The organism is Nonomuraea candida (assembly GCF_000725485.1).
Lineage (GTDB): Bacteria > Actinomycetota > Actinomycetes > Streptosporangiales > Streptosporangiaceae > Nonomuraea > Nonomuraea candida.
Genome location: NZ_JOAG01000046.1, coordinates 15060 through 32317, shown reverse-complemented (window position 1 = coordinate 32317; position 17258 = coordinate 15060). Strand labels below are relative to the sequence as shown.

The following is a 17258-nucleotide window of genomic DNA, read 5'->3' as shown; positions in this document are numbered from 1 at the left end:
GAGGTGGCAGGGCATCGCCGTCACCTTGCAGCGTGCATCCACGGCCCATGCCGCCGAGGTGCTGGAGGGCGATGGGCTCGCCGGCTTGAGACACCGCTAGCGCTCCGCCTTGCGGGCGGACGGGCGGACGACGGCGGCACCGCGGGAGGCCATCGCATCCAGGAGATCAGCGCCATGCTGATGGAGCCGGCGCACGGTGAGCACGGGGATGGCGTACAGGACGGCACCGGCCAAGAGGATGGCGGACAGGGCGGTCACCCATCCCGAGCCGCCGGAGACCGCGCCGATGACACCGGGCAGGACGGCGGCCAGCAGGACCACGGGGAAGATCGTCATCTGCCCGCCGGTCGGATCGCCTGCCTGCTGGCCCGGGTAGACGCGATCGCGAGCGTCGGTGCCCACGGCCGGCATCAGGAGCGCGAGCAGTGGTGCCACCGCGCAGGCGGTCGCGGCCGCGGCGATGGCGCCGGCAACGGCGGCTGCTCCCAAGGGTGAGCCGGTCGCGGCCCACAACGCGGCCGTCAGCACAATGGACGGGACGCCGAACAGCAACGCCCAGGCCGCCATCCGCCCGCGCACGTCGGCTCTGAGAGCGCCCGGTGTGGTGAGAAGCTGCCACAGGGCCGTGCCGTCCATGGCGTAGGTGTTGATCGCGACCATCGCGCCGAAGACCGCCGCCGCGGGACCCGCCAAGGGCAACGCCCAGCTCCAGCCGGTGGGCGCGACGATGAGCGCCATCAGCAGCGGGGTCAGCCAGGCGCTGCGCAGCTCCACGCCGCGCGCCGGGTCGCGCAGCCAGGTGGCCAGCTCCCGCGAGACGACCGCCGCCACCTGCGAGGTCGTGAACGGCAACGGCAGTGCACGTCCTGGTACGGCCGGCCGTCGCGGTGCCGCTCGGCGGGACGGCCGGCGCAGGGCGCGAGCCGTCAGCGCGATCCAGCCCAGCTGCAGCAGGGCGCCCGCGGCCAGCAGGGCGGCCAAGGGCAGCAGGGCCGCGCCCGGACCGGCGCCGTCGCGGGCGGCGAGTGCCGCGCCGTAGCCCCAGCCGGTGGGCAGAGCGGCGAGCACGTCGATCACCGGCGCGGGCAGGTGCCCGAGGGTGGGCGTGACGAGCGCGGTGTCCCCCTCGCCGAGACGCGGCAGCAGCCACGCGGCGATCGGAACCCAGCCGGCGAACGACAACGCGAGCATGATCGCGGTTTGTACGGCTGCCATGGTCATCCCGGCCCGGGTCTGCAACAGCCAGGCCGCCAGCGCCGCCACCGTCTTGCCCGCCCAGATGAGCAGGTACAGCTGGGCCGGCACCGCCGCGACCGCGATCGCCACTGCCGCGGGGCCGCCCGGTGCGGCCAGGACCACCAGGGACGACAGGCTCACCAGGGTGATCAGCGGGCCGACGCCCAGCAGTTCGGTCCACGACAGCGCCCGCGCCAGCCGCCACGGCCGCAGCGGATAGCCGCGTAGCCACTCGCGTGAGATGACCGATGGATCGTGGCGAGGCTGGGCCAGAGGTCCGAACACCCACATGCCACCCCACACAGTGAGCGCCACCGCGATCCAGCCCTCGTCGATCCTGCCGGGAGCCGGCATCGAGCCCGCGATCACCAGGGCGGCCAGAACCAAGCCGGTGACCAGGCTGAAGGCGCGCTCGTCATGCGGGCCGTTGCGGAACAGGCGCAGCTTGAGCGCGATCAGGGTGCCCGTCATCGCAGCCACTCCAGCGGGCGCACCGGGTCGGCGCCCACCAGCTCGATGAACCGCTCGTTCAGCGTCGAGCCCGCGGCCACCTCCTCCACCGGCCCTTCGACCAGCACGCGTCCACCGGCCACCACCGCCACCCGGCGGCAGTTGCGCTCGACGAAGTCCATGATGTGGCTCGACAGGACCACGGTGCCGCCAGCGTCGACGTACTGCTTGAGCACCTGCTCGATGGAGTGGGCGGAGACCGGGTCGATGGCTTCGAACGGCTCGTCCAGCACCAGGACGCGCGGCCGGTGCAGCAGCGCCAGCGCGAGATTGATCTTCTTGCGCATGCCGGTGGAGTACTCCACGATCAGCGTGCGCGGGACCGCGTCCAGCCGGAGGATCTCCAGCAGGTCGCTCGCGCGACCCTGCCAGCCGTCCTCCAGGCCGCGCAGCCCGGCGCTGTAACGCAAGACCTCAGTGGCGGTCAGCCGCTCGGGCAGGGACAACCCGTCCATCATGACGCCCAGCTGGGCGAGCGCGGCCTCCCGATCGGTACGCAGATCATGGCCGGCGACCTTGATCGTCCCGGCGGTCGGCACTCGTAGCCCGCACACGGCCGTCAAGGTAGTGGTCTTGCCGGCCCCGTTCGGTCCGACGATGCCATAGAACATCCCCGGCGGAACGCTCAGGCTGAGCCGGTCGACCGCGAGCACGGATCCGAATCGCTGGGTGAGGTCCGCCACCTCGATGGCGGGGACGGAGAAATCGGGCACGGCCTTCTTCCTGCACGTTCGGTGAGCGGATCTTCGTCACAAGCACTGGAACGGCACGCGCCGTGCCGAGAGCGGACGCGGTCATTCTGGTCATCCATCGGCGAACCTGTCAACACGGCACGTGCCGTGCCGGTAAGATGACGTCGTGACCCCGGCCACCACGATCGAGCCGCCACACGCACCGAAGCGATCATGCCGGCCACGCTCGCCCTGGCTCAGGAGACGGGCCCGGAGGCGGTAGGGGAGGCCGGGATGGCGAACGTCGTCGCCGGCACCCGCCCTTCGACCCCCGCGTCGGTCATCGCCCTGCATCCGCGTCAAGGCGACAACCGGCCGGTCACGGTCGCGAGCTCCCGGACCTGTTCGCGAGACATGCAAGGGCCGAAGCGGCCGGCCGGGCCGGTGGCGGCGGGCCCTGCGGAGGGGCTCGCCGCCACCGAGGGGTCTCCGGGGCGGGCGGGAGACCGATCAGATGCGGGTCGAGGTGGAGGAGTACCCGCCGCCGCCGGGGTAGACCCACTCGCCGGTGAGCGTGGTGTCGTCGGCGTCGAAGGTGCCCCGGTAGTAGGCCGGGGCGCCCTTGGCGCCGGCCCAGATGGTCAGCGTGTCGCCCTCCAGCTCGTAGACGTAGTCGAAGGTGTTGCCCGCCGAGTCGTAGTACCGCGACACCACGTCCGTCCCGGTCGGCTCGCCGAACGGGCGCAGCCTGCCGATGATCTCGATGCCGGTGACCGGCTCGCCGAACTGGGTGAGCTCGACGTGCTGGACCAGGAAGAACCGGCCGGGCATCCACTCGTAACGCACGGTTCCCTCCGCGCCGCCGGTGACCTTCCAGGTGCCGACCAGACGGTCGAGGGCCTTGACTTCGGGGCTGGGCTGCTGGGTCTCGATCATGGTGTCCTCCTGTGGTGGTTGCTTGCCGGTACCTCGGAGCCCTCCGCCGGACTTTGACACGAAACCGATGTGACCTGAATCACATTCATGTGGCGTCAAAATCCCCGATCCGGTTCCGAGGTAGCGAGCGAGAACCCACGAACCAGGGAGGACACCATGACCGTCACCACTGCCACCGGCGTTTCCGCCCGCGCGACCGCTCCGGCGTCCGGGCGCCTGCTGCTGGCCGGAGCGCTGGCCGGGCCGGTCTTCTTCGCCTCGGCGATCACGCAGATGCTCACCCGCGAGGGCTTCGACATCACCCGCCACCCCATCAGCCAGCTGTCCACCGGCGACCTGGGCTGGATCCAGATCCTCACCTTCGTCCTCGCGGGGACCGGGGCGCTGGCGCTGGCCGCCGGCGTCAGGCGCGCGCTCACCGAAGGGGTGGGGCGGCGGGCGCTGCCGATCCTGGTGGGCCTCTTCGGCGCCGGGCTGGTGGCGGCCGGGATCTTCACCATGGACCCCGAGAAGGGCTTCCCGGCCGGCACCCCCGAGGGGCCGGTCGCGCAGATGTCCTGGCACGGCGTCGCGCACTCGGCGTCGGCCGCCGTGGCCTTCACCGCGCTGGCCGTCGCGGCCATCGTGATGACCGTCCGGTGCGCCCGCCGCAAGGCGACGCTCCCCGCCGTGCTGAGCGCCCTCGCCGGGCTGGTGCTGCTGGTGCCGATGTCACCCGGCTACATGAGCATCCAGATCGCCGTGAACGGCCTGGTCGCCTTCACCTGGACGACCGTTCTCGCGGTGTCGCTGCGGCGCGCCGCCTGAGGGACCGTAACGTAGCCTCCGACCATCAATAGAGGGATAAGTCATGAAATATCTGCTGCTCGCCTACACTCCGGCCGCCGCGTGGGACGCCGCCACCGCCGACGTTCCCAGTGAGGAGGCGCTGGCCGCCTTCGCGACGTACCAGAAGCTGGAGCAGGAGCTGATCGCCTCCGGCGAGTTCGTCACCAGCGAGGGCCTGGGACACCCGGCGGTCAGCACCACCGTCCGCCGCGACGGCGACAAGGTGGTCGCCACCGACGGCCCCTTCGCCGAGCTCAAGGAGGTCCTGGCCAGCTTCGCCGTGATCGATGTGGCCGGCAGGGAGCGCGCCGTCGAGATCGCCGCACGCATCGTCGAGGCGCTCGGCGAGCCGATCGAGATCCGCCCGATCATGGGTGAGGACTTCGCGGCGTGAACCACGAGCTTGAGCACCTGCTGCGCACCGAGGCGCCGCAGGTGCTCGGCGCGCTGGTACGCCGGTTCGGCCGCTTCGACATCGCCGAGGACGCGGTGCAGGAGGCGCTGCTGACCGCCAGCCGGACCTGGCCGGCCGAGGGCGTCCCGGAGAACCCGCGCAGCTGGCTGATCCGCGTCGGATACCGGCGCATGGTCGACCTCATCCGCTCCGACCAGGCCCGCCACCGTCGCGAGCAGCAGGCCGGAGTGGCCGAACTGGCCATGCAGGAGCCTGATCGCCGGGCACGATCCGCGGCCGAGACCGACGACAGCCTGACCCTGCTGCTGCTGTGCTGCCATCCCGCGCTGGACCCCACCTCCCAGGTGGCGCTCACGCTGCGCGCGGTCGGCGGCCTGAGCACCGCCGAGATCGCGCACGCCTACGGCACGACCGAGCCCACCATGGGCTCCCGGATCAGCCGCGCCAAGCAGCAGCTGGCCCGCGCCGGGGCGCGTTTCACCCCGCCCACCGACGCCGACCGCGACAGCCGGATGGCCGCCGTGATGCGGGTGCTCTACCTGATCTTCAACGAGGGCTACACCGCCACCGCCGGCGACCGGCTCGCCCGCGTCGACCTGACCCGCGAGGCCATCCGGCTGACCCGCATGCTCCACGCCACGCTCGGCGACGACGCCGAGGTGACCGGCCTGCTGGCGCTGATGCTGCTCACCGAGTCCCGGCGGGCCGCCCGCACCGAGGGCGGTGACCTGGTTCCCCTGGACGAGCAGGACCGCACCCGGTGGGACCGCGACCTGATCGACGAGGGCACCGCCCTCATCGACGGCGTCTGGAACCGCGGCCCGGCGGGCCCCTACCAGCTCCAGGCCGCGATCGCCGCCGTGCACTCCGCGGCCTCCTCACCGGGCGAGACCGACTGGGCGCAGATCGCCGTGCTGTATCTGTGGCTCGAACGGCTCACCCCCACCGCGCCGGTCCAGCTCAGCCGCGTGGTGGCGGTGGCCCACGCCCACGGGCCGGCCCGCGGCCTGGCGCTCCTGGACGACCTCAACCAGCGCCACCACCTGGACCGGCACCCGCTCACCCGGCAACGGGAGCACGCGGTCCGCGCCCACCTGCTCCAGATGACCGGCGACACCGCGCGGGCGGCCGCGCTCTACCGTCAGGCGGCCGGCCTGACCGCGAACCAGGTCGAGCAGCGCTACCTGCTCGGCAAGGCCGGCGATCTCGGCTGAGCGACGTGCGGACCGGCGCCGAGACCCCCGGCGCGGCGGCGTGTCCCCGGGGGCTCACCGGGGCCGGCAGCGCCTTCCGCCGTCAAGGGGTATCCCATAGCGCCTGGTAGTGCTGCATGTCGGGTGGTCCGCCCGGCAGGGGGCCGGTGTGGTGAGCTTTGAGGCCGTCCATGGCGATGGCCAGCAGCCGGGCGCGTACCTCTTCCTCGCTGCGCCCCGGCGGGGCCGGGACCGTGCGGCCGAACTGGCCGATGAGCAGGGAGATGTCCATGGTGGACACGTCCGCGCGGAGCAGCCCCGCGCGGTGGGCGCGTGCGACGAGTTCGTCGGCCAGTCGCTGGGCGTGCTGGGTGGCCTGCCGCATCTCGGGCGTGACGTCGATGGCGCCGGCCAGCGGGGCCAGGATGCCGAAGCCGAAGGCCACGCACTGCCGGATGTAGGAGACCAGCCCCTGCCAGGGGTCCTCGTGAGCCAGGCCCTCCCGCGCGGCGGCCGCGACGCGTTCCATCGAGTCGACGCACAACCGCTGCAGGAGCTCTTCCTTGGTGCGGTAGCGCCGGTACAGGCTGCCCATGCCCACACCCGCGTGCTCGGCGACGGCCGAGACGGGCGCGTCGAACCCCTGCGTGGTGAACACGTGCCGGGCGGCCTCGATCAGCGCCTGGTCGTTGCGGGCGGCCAGGGCCTGGGGGCCGCGCTTGCGCGGGGTCACGGGGTCGGGCATGCGTCCAGGATACCGCTTGCGGAGCGTTCCGCTCCGAGTTACATTACCCGGAGTGAAACGCTCCGAATAAGAGGCGGTTGTTTGTCCATGTCTGCATCCCGAGTCGTTCTCGTCACCGGCGCCACCGGCAACCAGGGCGGAGCCACCGCCCGGCAGCTGCTGACCCGCGGCTGGACCGTTCGCGCCCTGGTGCGCGATCCGAACAAGCCCGCCGCCCGGGCCCTGCGAGAGCAGGGCGCCGAACTCGTCCGCGGCGATCTCGACGACCCCGGCTCCCTGAGGGAGGCGATGCGCGGCGCGTACGGCGTGTTCAGCGTCCAGGCGCTGGCCCATGAGCCCGAGACCCTGGCCGCCGAGGTGCGCCAGGGCAAGGCGGTGGCCGACCTCGCGCACGACAGCGGCGTCGCCCACCTGGTCTACAGCTCCGTGGGCGGCGCCGAGCGCGAGACCGGCATCGACCACTTCGAGAGCAAGGCCGAGATCGAGCGGCACATCCTGGCCCTCGGCGTGCCCGCCACCATCCTGCGGCCGGTGTTCTTCATGAACAACCTGCTGCACTACGCCGACGCCGAGGGCGAGCGGCTCCTGGCACTGCCGGTCAAGCCGGACAAGCCGATGCAGCTCATCGCCACCGACGACATCGGGGTCTTCGCCGCCGACGCCTTCGACGATCCCGCCCACTTCATCGGCCGGCAGCTCGAACTCGCCGGCGACGAGCTCACCTTCCCCGAGATCGCGGAGATCTACGAGCGCGTCACCGGCACGCCGACCAGGTTCGAGGCGCTGCCGATCGACGAGCGCATGTTCGAGTGGTTCGCCGAAGAGGGCTACCGGGCCGACATCGAGGCCCTGCGCCGGCGGCATCCGGACCTGCTGACGTTCGAACGGTTCCTCACCCGGCAACTCGGCGCGCGCCGATCCTGACCCGTGCCGATCCTGACCCGTGCCGATCCTGACCCGCGCCGGGGTCCGAGCCCCTGCGGCAGAGCGCCGTCATGGCGGGAATCACAGCGAGATGTTCCCGGAGCGGAAGCCGCTCCGCCTGCCGCCTGGGTACTGTGACTCCGCATGACCGAGATCGAGATCACCGCGGAGCTGGTCCGCGACCTGCTGCGGGAGCAGCATCCCGACCTGGCGGGGCTGGCCGTCCGCGAGGTGGCGGGCGGCTGGGGCAACCAGATGTGGCGCCTCGGGGACGAACTGGCCGTACGCATGCAGCGCATGGACCCCACCCCGGAGCCGCAGCTCAAGGAGCGGCGGTGGCTGCCCGTGCTGGCCCCGCGCCTGCCGCTCCCGGTGCCGACCCCGGTGCGGTCCGGCGAACCGTCCGGGCGCTTCCCCAAGCACTGGACCGTGATGACGTGGGTGCACGGCGAGCCGCTGGACCACGGCGCGATCAGCCGCGGCGCCCACGCGGCCGACACGCTGGCGGCCTTCCTCCGGGCGCTCCACGTGGCGGCGCCCGCCGAGGCCCCGGCCAGTGCGGACCTCGGCGCCCACCCCAAGGCGTGCACGGCCGGCTTCGAGCGGTTCCTGCAGGCCGTCGACCCCGGCGCGGTCGGCGACGTCCACGCCGTCCGGGCCGTCTGGGCCGATGCCGTCGCGGCCCCCGAGTGGGAGGGACCGCCGGTGTGGGTGCACGGCGACCTCCACCCCGCGAACGTCGTCGTCTCGGACGGAACGCTCTCGGGCGTCGTCGACTTCGGCTCCCTGTTCGCCGGCGACCCCGCCTGGGACCTCGCCGCCGCGTGGGTGCTGCTGCCCGCGGGCACGGCCGCACGCTTCTTCGACGCGTACGCGCACGCGGACGAGGCGGCGATCCGGCGCGCCCGCGGGCTGGCCGCCATGAAGAGCCTCTTCCTGATGCTCATGGGACAGAACGGGGACCGCGGCCTTCCCGGCGGCAAACCGGCCTGGGGTCCCGCCGGCCGCGCGGCCCTTGATCGTGTCCTGAAGGGCGTTTGACGCGCGGCCCGGACCCGCTCTCGATCTCGGCCGAGGGTCACGCGCAGTCCACCCTCGTCGCTTCATCGCGCCACCAGCCCAGCCCACGGCGAACGTCGCGTACGCGCAGGCGGCGGCCGTGATCGAAGGCGACGGCACGATCTGCCATGAGCCGGCCCGGCTCCCGTCTTTCCCCCGGGTAGAGGAGGAAAACGGGAGCGCGATGTGCTCATGGAGGTCTACCTGGGCTGCCAGCGGCCGATCTTCTTGCTGGTGAGGGTGGCGCCGATGCGCGTGTAGAAGCGCTGTGCCGCCTTGTTGGTTTCGGCGACCTCCCAGCGGATCACCTTGCCACCGGCGGCTTCGGCTGTCGCACGCATGAGCTGCTCGCCCACGCCGTGGCCGCGCTCGGCGCCGGTGACGTACAGGTCGTCGAGGTGGAGGTAGTCCTGTCCGGACCAGAAGCCGATGCGCTCCAGCCAGGAGACGTAGCCGACGGCCTGGCCGTCCCGCTCGGCGATCAGGTAGGTGACGTCCGGGCGGGCCAGCATCTGCTTCAGGTCCTCGACGCTCACCGTGACGCCCCAGGCCTGGTCTTGATGCTCGGCCAGGGCACGGATGAGGCTGTGCACGGTGGGGGCGTCATCAGGGGTGGCGCGACGAATGTTGATCACAATACGTCCTTCCCGTCAGGGGTTGGAGGGTGGGGTTGCTGTGTTTGCAGGCCGGTCGCCGACTACGGGCCCGGGCGGGCCCGGCGGCGATCGGGCGCCCGCCTGCTCGACCGCCTGTTTCGGGGCCGGCAGGTGGATGTGGAACAGGGGTGCGGCGGGCCGGGGTGGGCGCGGGCGGCGCCGTCGGCGTTGATCGCGGCCGCGAGGGCGATGGCGTGCTCGCGATAGGCGGCCATGCGTTCGGGCAAGCCGTCCAGGTGCACCAGGGCGGCCAGGGCCAGTGGCCAGGCGTCGCGGATGCCGCCGCCCGGCGGGCGGGGTGTCGTCGTCCACCCGCGCCAGCATCTGCTCCAGCACCTGGCGGGGCCCGCGCCGCAGAGTCGCGTGCAGGAACAGCGAGCGCCGCCCGCGCGGACTCGGCTCGGCCATCAAAGCTCCTTCACGTCGAGAAGAACGCCACGCCCAGTGAACCATACGGGGGTTGGGTATAGCGAGGTGATCCTGATCTCTGCGTTCCGCGACCGCGGGGCAGGCACTGGAGTCGGTACGGGGTTCGGCAGAGCGGCAGCGGGCAGGCTTATCCGTGTTCGGCGGGCGAAGCGGTGCGTGGTGTGCTCGTGATCGAACGGCATCGCCTGGCGGCTCTTGGCCGCGATCTCCGCCTGCCGCTCCGCCGGCGCCCGGGGTCGCGTCCTGACGGGCGCGGAGCGTTCTGCCGACCTGACCCCGTCCGGCCGTGCTCAGCCGCCGGTGGCGCCACTTCACCGGAGAAGCCCCGGCGGCCGGGGACGACACCTCGACCGATGACCAGGCCCCGCACGCCCCCGCCTGAGTACGCCGGAGCGGTCACCCGGCTCCCGGATCGGATCTAGGCCGGTGACTCGCGATGAGTTTGACCGTCAACCTCATCCGGTCCGACGCCATCTGGGACGAACGGGTCGCCTACCTCGACGTCGGCCAGCACTGGGAGGCAGGAGGAAGCACAACCCCATGCTTCACCCTCCTGCCGACGGCACCGCTGTTCAGCCGCCTCGAACCGGCCTGCGTGAAGTGCGGATGGATCGGCGCGACCCTTCAGTACCGGCCGGCGCGCCGCCCGCTCCTTCTGCCGTGAAACTCTGACGTGCACGTGAACGTGGCCAGGCCGGAGCGGCTGGTTCGTCCGCCAGAACTGGACGCCGCCGAAGGCCGTCCATCCACGGCGTCGGTTTCCGTCCCGTTGACCACGCCGTCGGCCGCGCTGCCTCTGCGTTTGGTACGGCCGCGCTTCATCTGGGAGGCGACCTCGCGGGACGGCCGGACGGTGACGGTGGCGCGCGAGGTGACCGACGAGCAGATAGGACTCGCCTACCGGATACAGCTGAGCATCTGGTCAAAGCAGATGCGGCGAGTGACCAGTGTGCGCGAAGCGCAGCCGTGTGATGTGCATCGAGCCTGTGCGAGGCTTGGCGGTGCGGTTGTATCCCGCGCAGGGTGATGTCGTACATGAGAGTGGTACCGCCGCCGGGGACTTTTGTAGAGATGAAGATCGTACGCCGACTCAGTCCGATACCGGCGCATGCGGGAGCAGTTGCTCGGCAAGGTGGCCGAGGAGGATGCGTGCCGGTGGCGCTGCCCACCGCGGCCTACCGGTACTTCACCGAGTTGGGGTCCTACCTGCCGTCGTGCGGCCCGTGGCGGCAGGCCGGTATCTCCGGAGCTGGTGGAACTCGGGGCATCGTGGGAGTGGTTGGAGGTCGAGCTGTCCAGTGCCCGTCCGCCGCATCAGTCCCAGCGCCGAGACGGCCGCGGCGGTGAGCGTTCCCTCGTCCATTGGATATTCACATCGCTGCGGTGAGCACCTCGCCTGCCGCTTTCACCGAGCAGGTGAGCGAATCGAGCAGCGGGGCGGGCAACGCCCCTGCTCCCAGGCCAGAGGCTGCAACCAGGTCGGCCAGCGCCTGGCGTTGCGCATCCGACACGCCTTCCAGAGGGCGGTGCCGGAGCAGGTCCCGGGCGGCGTACCCGTCGCCGGACTCGATCACCTCGGCGGCCAGTCGAGCGAGAACGCGACCGGTCGCCTCGCTGTCGGCGAGGGTGGCCACGGTCAGCCCGAGCCGGGTCCGGAAGACCACGAAGCCGGGCCTCGGCTGGTGGCCGAAGAATTGGTCGACCATGGCCGCCACGTCCTGGCCGGCTGCCTTCCCGTCCGGTTCCGCGCACATGACGCGCAGGCAGGAAGCGACCTGCTGCTCCCAGGGCTCCGTGGGCGTGCTCTCCTTCAGGAGGGCCCGCGCTGCGCCGAGCGTGCCGCGCAGGCGGTGGGCGATGATCGCGGCCTGCCGTCCGTCCATCAGGTGCAGGCCGATGCCCTGATGTGCTCTGGCGTGTGTGACCGCCTCGTCCCAGCGGCCGGCGAGCGTCAGGGCGCGGATGCCGTCCGCGAGGTACTGCCGCCAGACCCATTCGCGCAGCTTGTGCCGTTCTCCCGGGGTGCCGGTGAGGTGGGCCAGCGGCAGGGTGCGATGGCCGATCACCAGGTCGGTGTCTTTGGTGACCGCCTGGTACATCGCGTCCAGGAGCCGTAGGGCGTGTTGTCCGTCGCCGGCGCGGAGCTGGAGCCGGGCGAGGTTGTGGACGGGTTCGAGCATGTACCGGGCGCGGGTCACGGTCAGCGGGCGGCCAGCGCCCCGGTAGATGTTGATGTGCTGCCAGCACAGGTCACGGGCTAGGTCGGGCAGGCCGCAGTCGCTGGCCAGGAGCGCGGCCTTGTTGAGCGCGTGCGCCCCTTCGTGCAGGGCGTCACCGCCGGGGCGGGCCGCGGTTTCGGCGATGTCGGCGATCTCCTGAACTCGGTCGGGCAGCGGCGGGTGGCCGGGCCGGGCGTGGCCGACGAGGGGGAAGCGGCGGACGGCGGCGTGCAGCGTGGCGGGGTCCATGGTCAGCTCTCGGGCAGGAAGGCGGCGGCGGCCGCGCGGGAGAGGACGTCTTGCGTGGTGGCCGACAGGCCGAACCGGTTCCAGTGGAAGATCACGACGTGGGTGAGCAGCGCACGCAGGCCGCGGTGGATGCGGCCCTCGGCGGCGGCGCGGCCGAGCTCGTTGCCTGCGGCCTGCCAGGCGGTCAGCCACGGTGCGGCGAACGCGGCGAGCCCGCCGGGCGCGAACGGCTCCCTGTCGGGCTGGGCGGGGGCGGCCAGCAGCGTGCGCACGTGGGCCGACAGCTTCTCTACCTGGCCGACGTCCGCGGTGGCGGGCGCGGGCCGTAGGCGGGCGGCTCGGGCGAAGACGTCGCCACGCTCGAACCAGTCCAGCCCAGCCGCCTGCAGCAGGGCGTTGATCAGCACGATGGACAGTTCACGGCGGCCGAGGTCGGGGGCGGCCTGGCGGGCGTATTCGAGGACGCCGAGGCTGTCGGCGTGGAACAGGTCATGCGCGGCCTGCATCCCGGCCGGGCCGCCGAACGCGGCGGTTTCCGGCTCGTACACGGTCGGCCACCAGTGGGTGATCGTGCCGGTCGCGGTCAGCTCGTTGAACAGGTCGTCAACGGGGTCGCGGTCGGCGTCGCGCAGCCGCAGCCGCCAGCCTGGGGGTTTGCGCAGGAACCACCACCCGTTGATCGCGCCGTCCGCGTGGAGCCGCTCCAGGCGCGGCATCAGCTCGTGGGCGCCGATCGTCTCAGCGGTGTTCCCGTCGGGGAACTGGACGCGCAGCTGGTACCAGCCGGCTTCGGCGCGTTGTTCGAGCGCCGTGAGCCCGGCGGCCCGATACACCGTGGCGGCTTCGTCGAGGTCGGCCGGATCGACGCCGGCGTCGGCGGCGGCGGTGTCCAGGTCTGCCCCGGCGAGGAGGGCCAGGACGCCGTTGGCGAGCTGGTGCGGCGCCGCGGTGGTCAGGTGATGAGGAGGCATGCGTCCCATCCAGAACGTGGGGGTGTGGTGTGTCGTGCGGTTTCCAGGGCCAGGCCCACCCCGGCGGGCCCGTCCAGTAGTCCCTCGGTGTCGTCCTGGCCGATCGCCGCGTGCTGGGTGAGCGCGGCCGCGAGCGCGGGGAGGCGGCTCCCGATCGCTTGGTTCGCGGCGTCGAGGGAGGCCCGGTAGGCGGTCTGGTAGACGCCGGCCATGCCGTGGCACAGCCCCGCGTCGGTGATCTTCTGAAGCTGTTGGCCGGTCAGGCACTCGGCCATGGCCTTCTCGGCGATTCCGCGCCGGACGGGGTCGCCGGTGGCCAGGGCGGCGAGTTGCTGGGCGCGGGCGATGCCGGCCGTGCCGTAGCACCACGAGGGCCGTCCCGGGCCGCGCTGGGAGGGGTGGCCGGTGCGCAGGTCCTCGCGGGTGAGCCATTGCGGCCACCAGGTGCCGTCCGCCGAGTGTTGCCGCCACTGGTCGTACCAGCCGGCCAGGGTCTCGATCGCGTCGGTTTGGCCGGGCACCGTGCATCCGCGCAGGGAGGCGAGGGAGAGCAGGGCGAGCAGGCCGGCCGCGCCGTGCGCGAGGCCGAGGTTGACGTGCCCGCCCGGGGTCGGGGCGAGCGGGTCGGGGTCATGATCGGCCCACCAGCCCGGCAGTGCCGCGCCGTCCACGCGGCGCGGTTGGGTCAGGCAGGTCACGTAGGTGAGGACGGCGCCGAGCAGGTCACTGCCGGGGGCTCGCAGGAGCAGGAGAGCGCCGAGTCCGGTGAGCCCGCGGAACAGGTCGTACTCGGCGAACGCGGCGGGCGCGGCGGGTGCTCGTCGCCTCATCCGTTCGGCGGCGGTGGCCAGCCGGCGTTGGGCCAGCCGCGCGACGTGCTTGTCGAGGCTGCGGGCTGCCGCCTGGTAGCGGGGGTGGCCGGCGCGGGCGGCGTGCAGGACGAACGCGACGGCCGGTGCCCCGTAGTAGAGGCTGGCGTGCGGCGCGCTGTCGATGGGTCCGGTGGTGGCCTTGCGGATGTGCGCGTCGGCGCTCGCCCAGTCTCCAGTGCCGGACAGGGCCCGCTCGATCGCCAGGAGCGCGTTCGCGGCGGTCGGCCTGGTGAGGGACTGGCTCGCCCTCTCGTGTTCGCTCAGCTCCACCGGCTCCGCCTCCGGTGCCGGGCCGGTCACAGGGCACCTGCCAGAGCGAGGCAGCGCAGTGCGGCCGCACGGGCGAGCCGGCCGGTCGTCTTCTCGTACTCCGGGTCGACGCCGAGGGCCCGCACGTGGTGGTCGTGCAGCAGGGTGCGCAGCACGGTGGCCGGGTCGCGCTGCCCGGCGAGGGCGCGGTGGTAGGCGGTCAGCGCCGTGTCGCGGGCGCGCCAGGCGGCGGCGACGGTTTCGCCGCCCGGGATGGCGCGCACGGTCCGGTAGTCGTGGGCGGGGTCGCCCCAGCGGAGCGCATGATCGCGCAGCGTGCGATCCAGCGGGCCGGTCTGCCGCTCCAGGCAGCCGACCAGCGCCCGCCAGCCGGCGACAGGGCCGGGGGCGAACGCGGCGGCGAGGTGCGCCATGGAGGCGGCGGCCAGCGCCTGGCCGGGCAGCCGGGCGGCGTCGGCCACGCGGATCTGCGTGATGGCGGCCTGGGTGTCGGCGGTGAACGCCTGCTCGGCCGCCGTCAGCGCTGCGGCTTGGCCGTACCGGCCGGGCTGCTCGCGGCAGGTGGTGATGGCGAGCTGCGCGGGCAGGCCCAGCGTGTCCAGCCGGGCGGCGAAGGCGGCCAGGCGTGCCGCGACGGGCCCGTACCGGCCGGGGTCGGCCAGACGCAGGTACACGGCGAGGTACTGGTCGGCGTCGGGCTGGATCATGTCGCGGTGCCGGCGCACCCACCAGGACGTGAGCAGGTCGGCGAGTTCGTCGGCGAGCGGCGGCAGGTGCCGGGCCAGGATGTCGTCGAACCGGGCCGGGTTGCCGACCAGATGCGCGCACACCAGCGTGGTAGCGCCGGGGGCCGCCATCACAGGGAGGCTGCGTCGCGACGGGCTCACCACGGTCATGGGGATCAGCAGCTCGGCCGGTCGGCCGATCCAGCCCCGCCCGTGCGCCGGGTCGTCTTCCTGCAGCTCGACCTTCCCAGCCCGCTCCAGCCGTGTCTGGAGGACGGCGCGGTCCATCGGCTGATCGAGGTCGAGCGGGAGACGCAGGTCCTCGTGGCAGAGCAGGACGCGTGCCGGCGTGCGCCACCGCGACCGCCACGCGCTCAGGGCCGCGTCCCAGCCGTGGCTGGGGCCGGGGACGTCGGCGGTGGTGAGGAGCCATCGGGCGGGTGCCAGGACGGTGCGCCGGTAGCGGATGCGCGGCAGGTGCGGCAGGGTGCGGGCGGCGCCGTAGTTGAACGGCTTGTAGGCGGCGGCGCGGGCGTCGGCGACCTCGGCGAGGAACCGGGCCAGCGGCGGGATCTGGACGGTGGTGTCCAGCGCGTGCGGGAGCCGGGCGATGACGCGCCGGCCGGTGGAGCGCTGCACCAGGTGCAGGTGGGTGGAGTCGGCGGTGACCGCCAGGTCCTCGACGCCGATCGCGCCGCCGCCGGCGGGGTGCTCGCCCAGGTGGACGACGGTGGGCAGGAGCGGCGGGACCCGCGCGAGGTTCTCGTTGCGGGGGCGGCGGGGCGGGAAGGACAGCTGCACCACCACGGCGTCGGCCCCGGCGGCATGGGAGCCGGCCAGCCGGGCGCGGTCGCCGTCGTTCAGAAGGTGCGCGAACCGCCCGGTCATGCTGGTGTGAGCGCGCGGGTTGGCGGTGATGCGCAGGCCGAACTCCCCCCGGTTGATCGCCTCCGTGGAGGGCGCGGACACAGCGACGCCGATCTCGATGCGGTGGGGCAGCACCACGGTGTCATGGTCGCCCACGGTCAACGCGGTGACGTCCGCGTCGGTGAGCGTGATCTCGTCGGCTCCGCTCTGGGCGGCTTGCTGGATGAGGGCCAGGAGGGTGGCGTCCCGGTCGATGATCGTCCGCCAGGTGGGCCGGGCGCGAGGTGCGCCGAGGTAACCGCCGGGGTAGCCGAGCCCCGAGTCGGCGACCAGCTCCTTCACCGGGACCAGGGCGCCGGGCCCGTACCGGGCCAGGAACCGGGCGTGGTAGTCCATCCAGGCCGTGCGGCCGAACGGCTCGGTGGCCAGGCGCAGCAGGACGGTGGCCGCGCGGGCGGCCTCCTGCAGCACGACGTCGGGCACGGCGATCCGCGCGTCGAGCGCCATGTCGGTGGCCAGGCCGGCGCCCGGCGCGAGCGCGGCCATCTGCACCCGTGCGGCGGCGCGGAGCGCGGCGGCCCGCTCGGGAGCGGCGGTGTTGTGCCGCGCCAGCAGGTCGCGGACGTGTTCGAGGTGACGCAGCAGCCGCGCGAGGTCGGCCAGATCGGCGCCGCCCGCCTCGCGCAGCACGCCGATCAGGTGGTGGAGCGGGTCGGCGGCCGTCATCGGCGGGCGCAGGTTGGTGATCAGGATGTGCTGGTCCACCAGCGTGTGCAGCAGGGCGAGGATCTTCTCCGGCGAAGCGCCGGGCAAGCACGCGGTCAGGTCGGTGGCGAGCCGATCGAACCGGATCGGTGTCGCCGCGGCGGCGAGCGCGGCCTGGACGGGCCGGGTCAGCCGTATCGACATCTCTCGGATCGGGCCGGGGTGCCGGGCGTCGCCGTGCGCCCGTGCGGGGACGACGAAGCGGCCGTCGCGGGCGATTCCGAAGCTGTCGGCGATCACCATCAGGCGCGGCCGCAGGCCGCGATGCCGCTCCATCTCCTCGGCGAGGTGGGTGATCCAGTCGGCGTTCACCCGCGCGTGCGCGCGGTGCCGGGCGCCGATGTCGGCTCTCGCGGGCCCGACGGCCGCGGTCGTGATTCCGGCGAACAGCCCGAACGGGGTCGAGCGGCGCTGCCAGCGCAGCAGGTAGGAGACGGTGGCCATGACGGCGCGGCGCACGTCGCCGGCAGGCGGGACGGCGGCGTCGAGCAGGGCGTCGACGCGAACGGCGAGGTCGGGGCTGGCCATCTGCAGGGCCTCGCGCACCTCGCCGCGCGCCCACACCTTCGCCAGCCACGTCCGGCCTTCCTGCTGGAAGGAGGCGGGGTCGCGCAGATCGAGGCATGTCGGCAGTTCCAGGTCGCCCGGATCGGTGCTCGCTCGCACCATGACCAGGCCGGTGTGCCGGTAGCGCAGGGGGACGCTCATCGTGATCCCT

Annotated in this window: 16 protein-coding genes; 7 read left to right on the top strand and 9 right to left on the bottom strand. The window is 72.9% G+C overall.

The genetic code is table 11. The features are described 5' to 3' along the window. Window positions 1–96: 96 nt before the first annotated feature. The 3 genes from IO39_RS35235 to IO39_RS35225 form a co-directional block, all read right to left on the bottom strand. The gene (locus tag IO39_RS35235; protein WP_043632813.1) at window positions 97–1707 is read right to left on the bottom strand and encodes a hypothetical protein; all 1611 of its coding nucleotides are present in this window, start codon (window positions 1705–1707) and stop codon (window positions 97–99) included. Then, window positions 1704–2459 carry an ABC transporter ATP-binding protein gene (locus tag IO39_RS35230; protein ID WP_043632810.1) on the bottom strand — a complete coding sequence of 252 codons (756 nt, stop codon included), beginning with the start codon at window positions 2457–2459 and terminating at the stop codon, window positions 1704–1706. The genes IO39_RS35235 and IO39_RS35230 overlap by 4 nt, the downstream gene beginning before the upstream one ends. A gap of 468 nt (window positions 2460–2927) precedes the next feature. Further along, window positions 2928–3353, bottom strand: a complete 426-nt coding sequence (locus IO39_RS35225) for a hypothetical protein (RefSeq protein WP_043632802.1) — start codon at window positions 3351–3353, stop codon at window positions 2928–2930. Between the two features lie 156 nt (window positions 3354–3509). Here IO39_RS35225 and IO39_RS35220 point away from each other — a divergent pair, with 156 nt between their 5' ends. From IO39_RS35220 to IO39_RS35210, 3 genes are read left to right on the top strand one after another with little or no spacing between them, the layout of a single operon-like run. Beyond that, entirely contained in the window at window positions 3510–4160 is a 651-nt protein-coding gene (locus IO39_RS35220; RefSeq protein ID WP_043632799.1) for a DUF998 domain-containing protein, read from the top strand. Between the two features lie 43 nt (window positions 4161–4203). Then, on the top strand, window positions 4204–4575 hold the full coding sequence (locus IO39_RS35215) for a YciI family protein (RefSeq protein ID WP_043632796.1): 372 nt from the start codon (window positions 4204–4206) through the stop codon (window positions 4573–4575). Continuing rightward, window positions 4572–5810 carry an RNA polymerase sigma factor gene (locus tag IO39_RS35210; protein WP_043632793.1) on the top strand — a complete coding sequence of 413 codons (1239 nt, stop codon included), beginning with the start codon at window positions 4572–4574 and terminating at the stop codon, window positions 5808–5810. The genes IO39_RS35215 and IO39_RS35210 overlap by 4 nt, the downstream gene beginning before the upstream one ends. Before the next feature lie 82 nt (window positions 5811–5892). Here IO39_RS35210 and IO39_RS35205 read toward each other — a convergent pair whose 3' ends face one another. Beyond that, complete coding sequence (locus IO39_RS35205) at window positions 5893–6534, bottom strand: TetR/AcrR family transcriptional regulator (protein WP_157549289.1); 642 nt, start codon at window positions 6532–6534, stop codon at window positions 5893–5895. A gap of 87 nt (window positions 6535–6621) precedes the next feature. On the opposite strand from IO39_RS35205, the gene IO39_RS35200 reads away from it, so the two are divergent. Both IO39_RS35200 and IO39_RS35195 read left to right on the top strand, forming a co-directional pair. After that, entirely contained in the window at window positions 6622–7458 is an 837-nt protein-coding gene (locus IO39_RS35200; RefSeq protein ID WP_043632790.1) for an NmrA/HSCARG family protein, read from the top strand. A gap of 144 nt (window positions 7459–7602) precedes the next feature. Further along, entirely contained in the window at window positions 7603–8499 is an 897-nt protein-coding gene (locus tag IO39_RS35195) for an aminoglycoside phosphotransferase family protein (protein WP_043632787.1), read from the top strand. 218 nt (window positions 8500–8717) lie between these two features. Here IO39_RS35195 and IO39_RS35190 read toward each other — a convergent pair whose 3' ends face one another. Beyond that, window positions 8718–9152: a GNAT family N-acetyltransferase gene (locus IO39_RS35190; RefSeq protein ID WP_169789180.1), complete on the bottom strand. Its 435-nt coding sequence runs from the start codon at window positions 9150–9152 to the stop codon at window positions 8718–8720. An 886-nt stretch (window positions 9153–10038) separates the two neighbouring features. Between IO39_RS35190 and IO39_RS35185 the strand changes: the two genes are divergently transcribed. Together IO39_RS35185 and IO39_RS55165 are read left to right on the top strand one after the other, a co-directional pair. Continuing rightward, on the top strand, window positions 10039–10266 hold the full coding sequence (locus tag IO39_RS35185) for a hypothetical protein (RefSeq protein ID WP_157549287.1): 228 nt from the start codon (window positions 10039–10041) through the stop codon (window positions 10264–10266). Window positions 10267–10275: 9 nt separating this feature from the next. Next, on the top strand, window positions 10276–10629 hold the full coding sequence (locus tag IO39_RS55165) for a hypothetical protein (protein ID WP_157549285.1): 354 nt from the start codon (window positions 10276–10278) through the stop codon (window positions 10627–10629). A gap of 343 nt (window positions 10630–10972) precedes the next feature. Here IO39_RS55165 and IO39_RS35180 read toward each other — a convergent pair whose 3' ends face one another. From IO39_RS35180 to IO39_RS35165, 4 genes are read right to left on the bottom strand one after another with little or no spacing between them, the layout of a single operon-like run. Then, window positions 10973–12070, bottom strand: a complete 1098-nt coding sequence (locus IO39_RS35180) for a hypothetical protein (RefSeq protein WP_043632779.1) — start codon at window positions 12068–12070, stop codon at window positions 10973–10975. Window positions 12071–12072: 2 nt separating this feature from the next. Continuing rightward, on the bottom strand, window positions 12073–13041 hold the full coding sequence (locus tag IO39_RS35175) for a thiopeptide-type bacteriocin biosynthesis protein (RefSeq protein WP_043632774.1): 969 nt from the start codon (window positions 13039–13041) through the stop codon (window positions 12073–12075). Beyond that, complete coding sequence (locus tag IO39_RS35170) at window positions 13023–14213, bottom strand: lanthionine synthetase LanC family protein (protein ID WP_245642478.1); 1191 nt, start codon at window positions 14211–14213, stop codon at window positions 13023–13025. Before IO39_RS35170 ends, IO39_RS35175 begins: the two co-directional genes overlap by 19 nt. Beyond that, window positions 14210–17248 carry a lantibiotic dehydratase gene (locus tag IO39_RS35165; RefSeq protein ID WP_043632771.1) on the bottom strand — a complete coding sequence of 1013 codons (3039 nt, stop codon included), beginning with the start codon at window positions 17246–17248 and terminating at the stop codon, window positions 14210–14212. Before IO39_RS35165 ends, IO39_RS35170 begins: the two co-directional genes overlap by 4 nt. Between the last annotated feature and the right edge of the window lie 10 nt (window positions 17249–17258).

Excerpts from the sequence above, each read along its gene's own strand:
- IO39_RS35195 (WP_043632787.1), top strand. The coding sequence starts at position 7,603 with ATGACCGAGATCGAGATCACCGCGGAGCTGGTCCGCGACCTGCTGCGG.
- IO39_RS35205 (WP_157549289.1), bottom strand. The coding sequence starts at position 6,534 with ATGCCCGACCCCGTGACCCCGCGCAAGCGCGGCCCCCAGGCCCTGGCC.
- IO39_RS35175 (WP_043632774.1), bottom strand. The coding sequence starts at position 13,041 with ATGCCTCCTCATCACCTGACCACCGCGGCGCCGCACCAGCTCGCCAAC.
- IO39_RS35200 (WP_043632790.1), top strand. The coding sequence starts at position 6,622 with ATGTCTGCATCCCGAGTCGTTCTCGTCACCGGCGCCACCGGCAACCAG.
- IO39_RS35225 (WP_043632802.1), bottom strand. The coding sequence starts at position 3,353 with ATGATCGAGACCCAGCAGCCCAGCCCCGAAGTCAAGGCCCTCGACCGT.
- IO39_RS35215 (WP_043632796.1), top strand. The coding sequence starts at position 4,204 with ATGAAATATCTGCTGCTCGCCTACACTCCGGCCGCCGCGTGGGACGCC.
- IO39_RS35185 (WP_157549287.1), top strand. The coding sequence starts at position 10,039 with ATGAGTTTGACCGTCAACCTCATCCGGTCCGACGCCATCTGGGACGAA.
- IO39_RS35165 (WP_043632771.1), bottom strand. The coding sequence starts at position 17,248 with ATGAGCGTCCCCCTGCGCTACCGGCACACCGGCCTGGTCATGGTGCGA.
- IO39_RS35235 (WP_043632813.1), bottom strand. The coding sequence starts at position 1,707 with ATGACGGGCACCCTGATCGCGCTCAAGCTGCGCCTGTTCCGCAACGGC.
- IO39_RS35180 (WP_043632779.1), bottom strand. The coding sequence starts at position 12,070 with ATGGACCCCGCCACGCTGCACGCCGCCGTCCGCCGCTTCCCCCTCGTC.
- IO39_RS35220 (WP_043632799.1), top strand. The coding sequence starts at position 3,510 with ATGACCGTCACCACTGCCACCGGCGTTTCCGCCCGCGCGACCGCTCCG.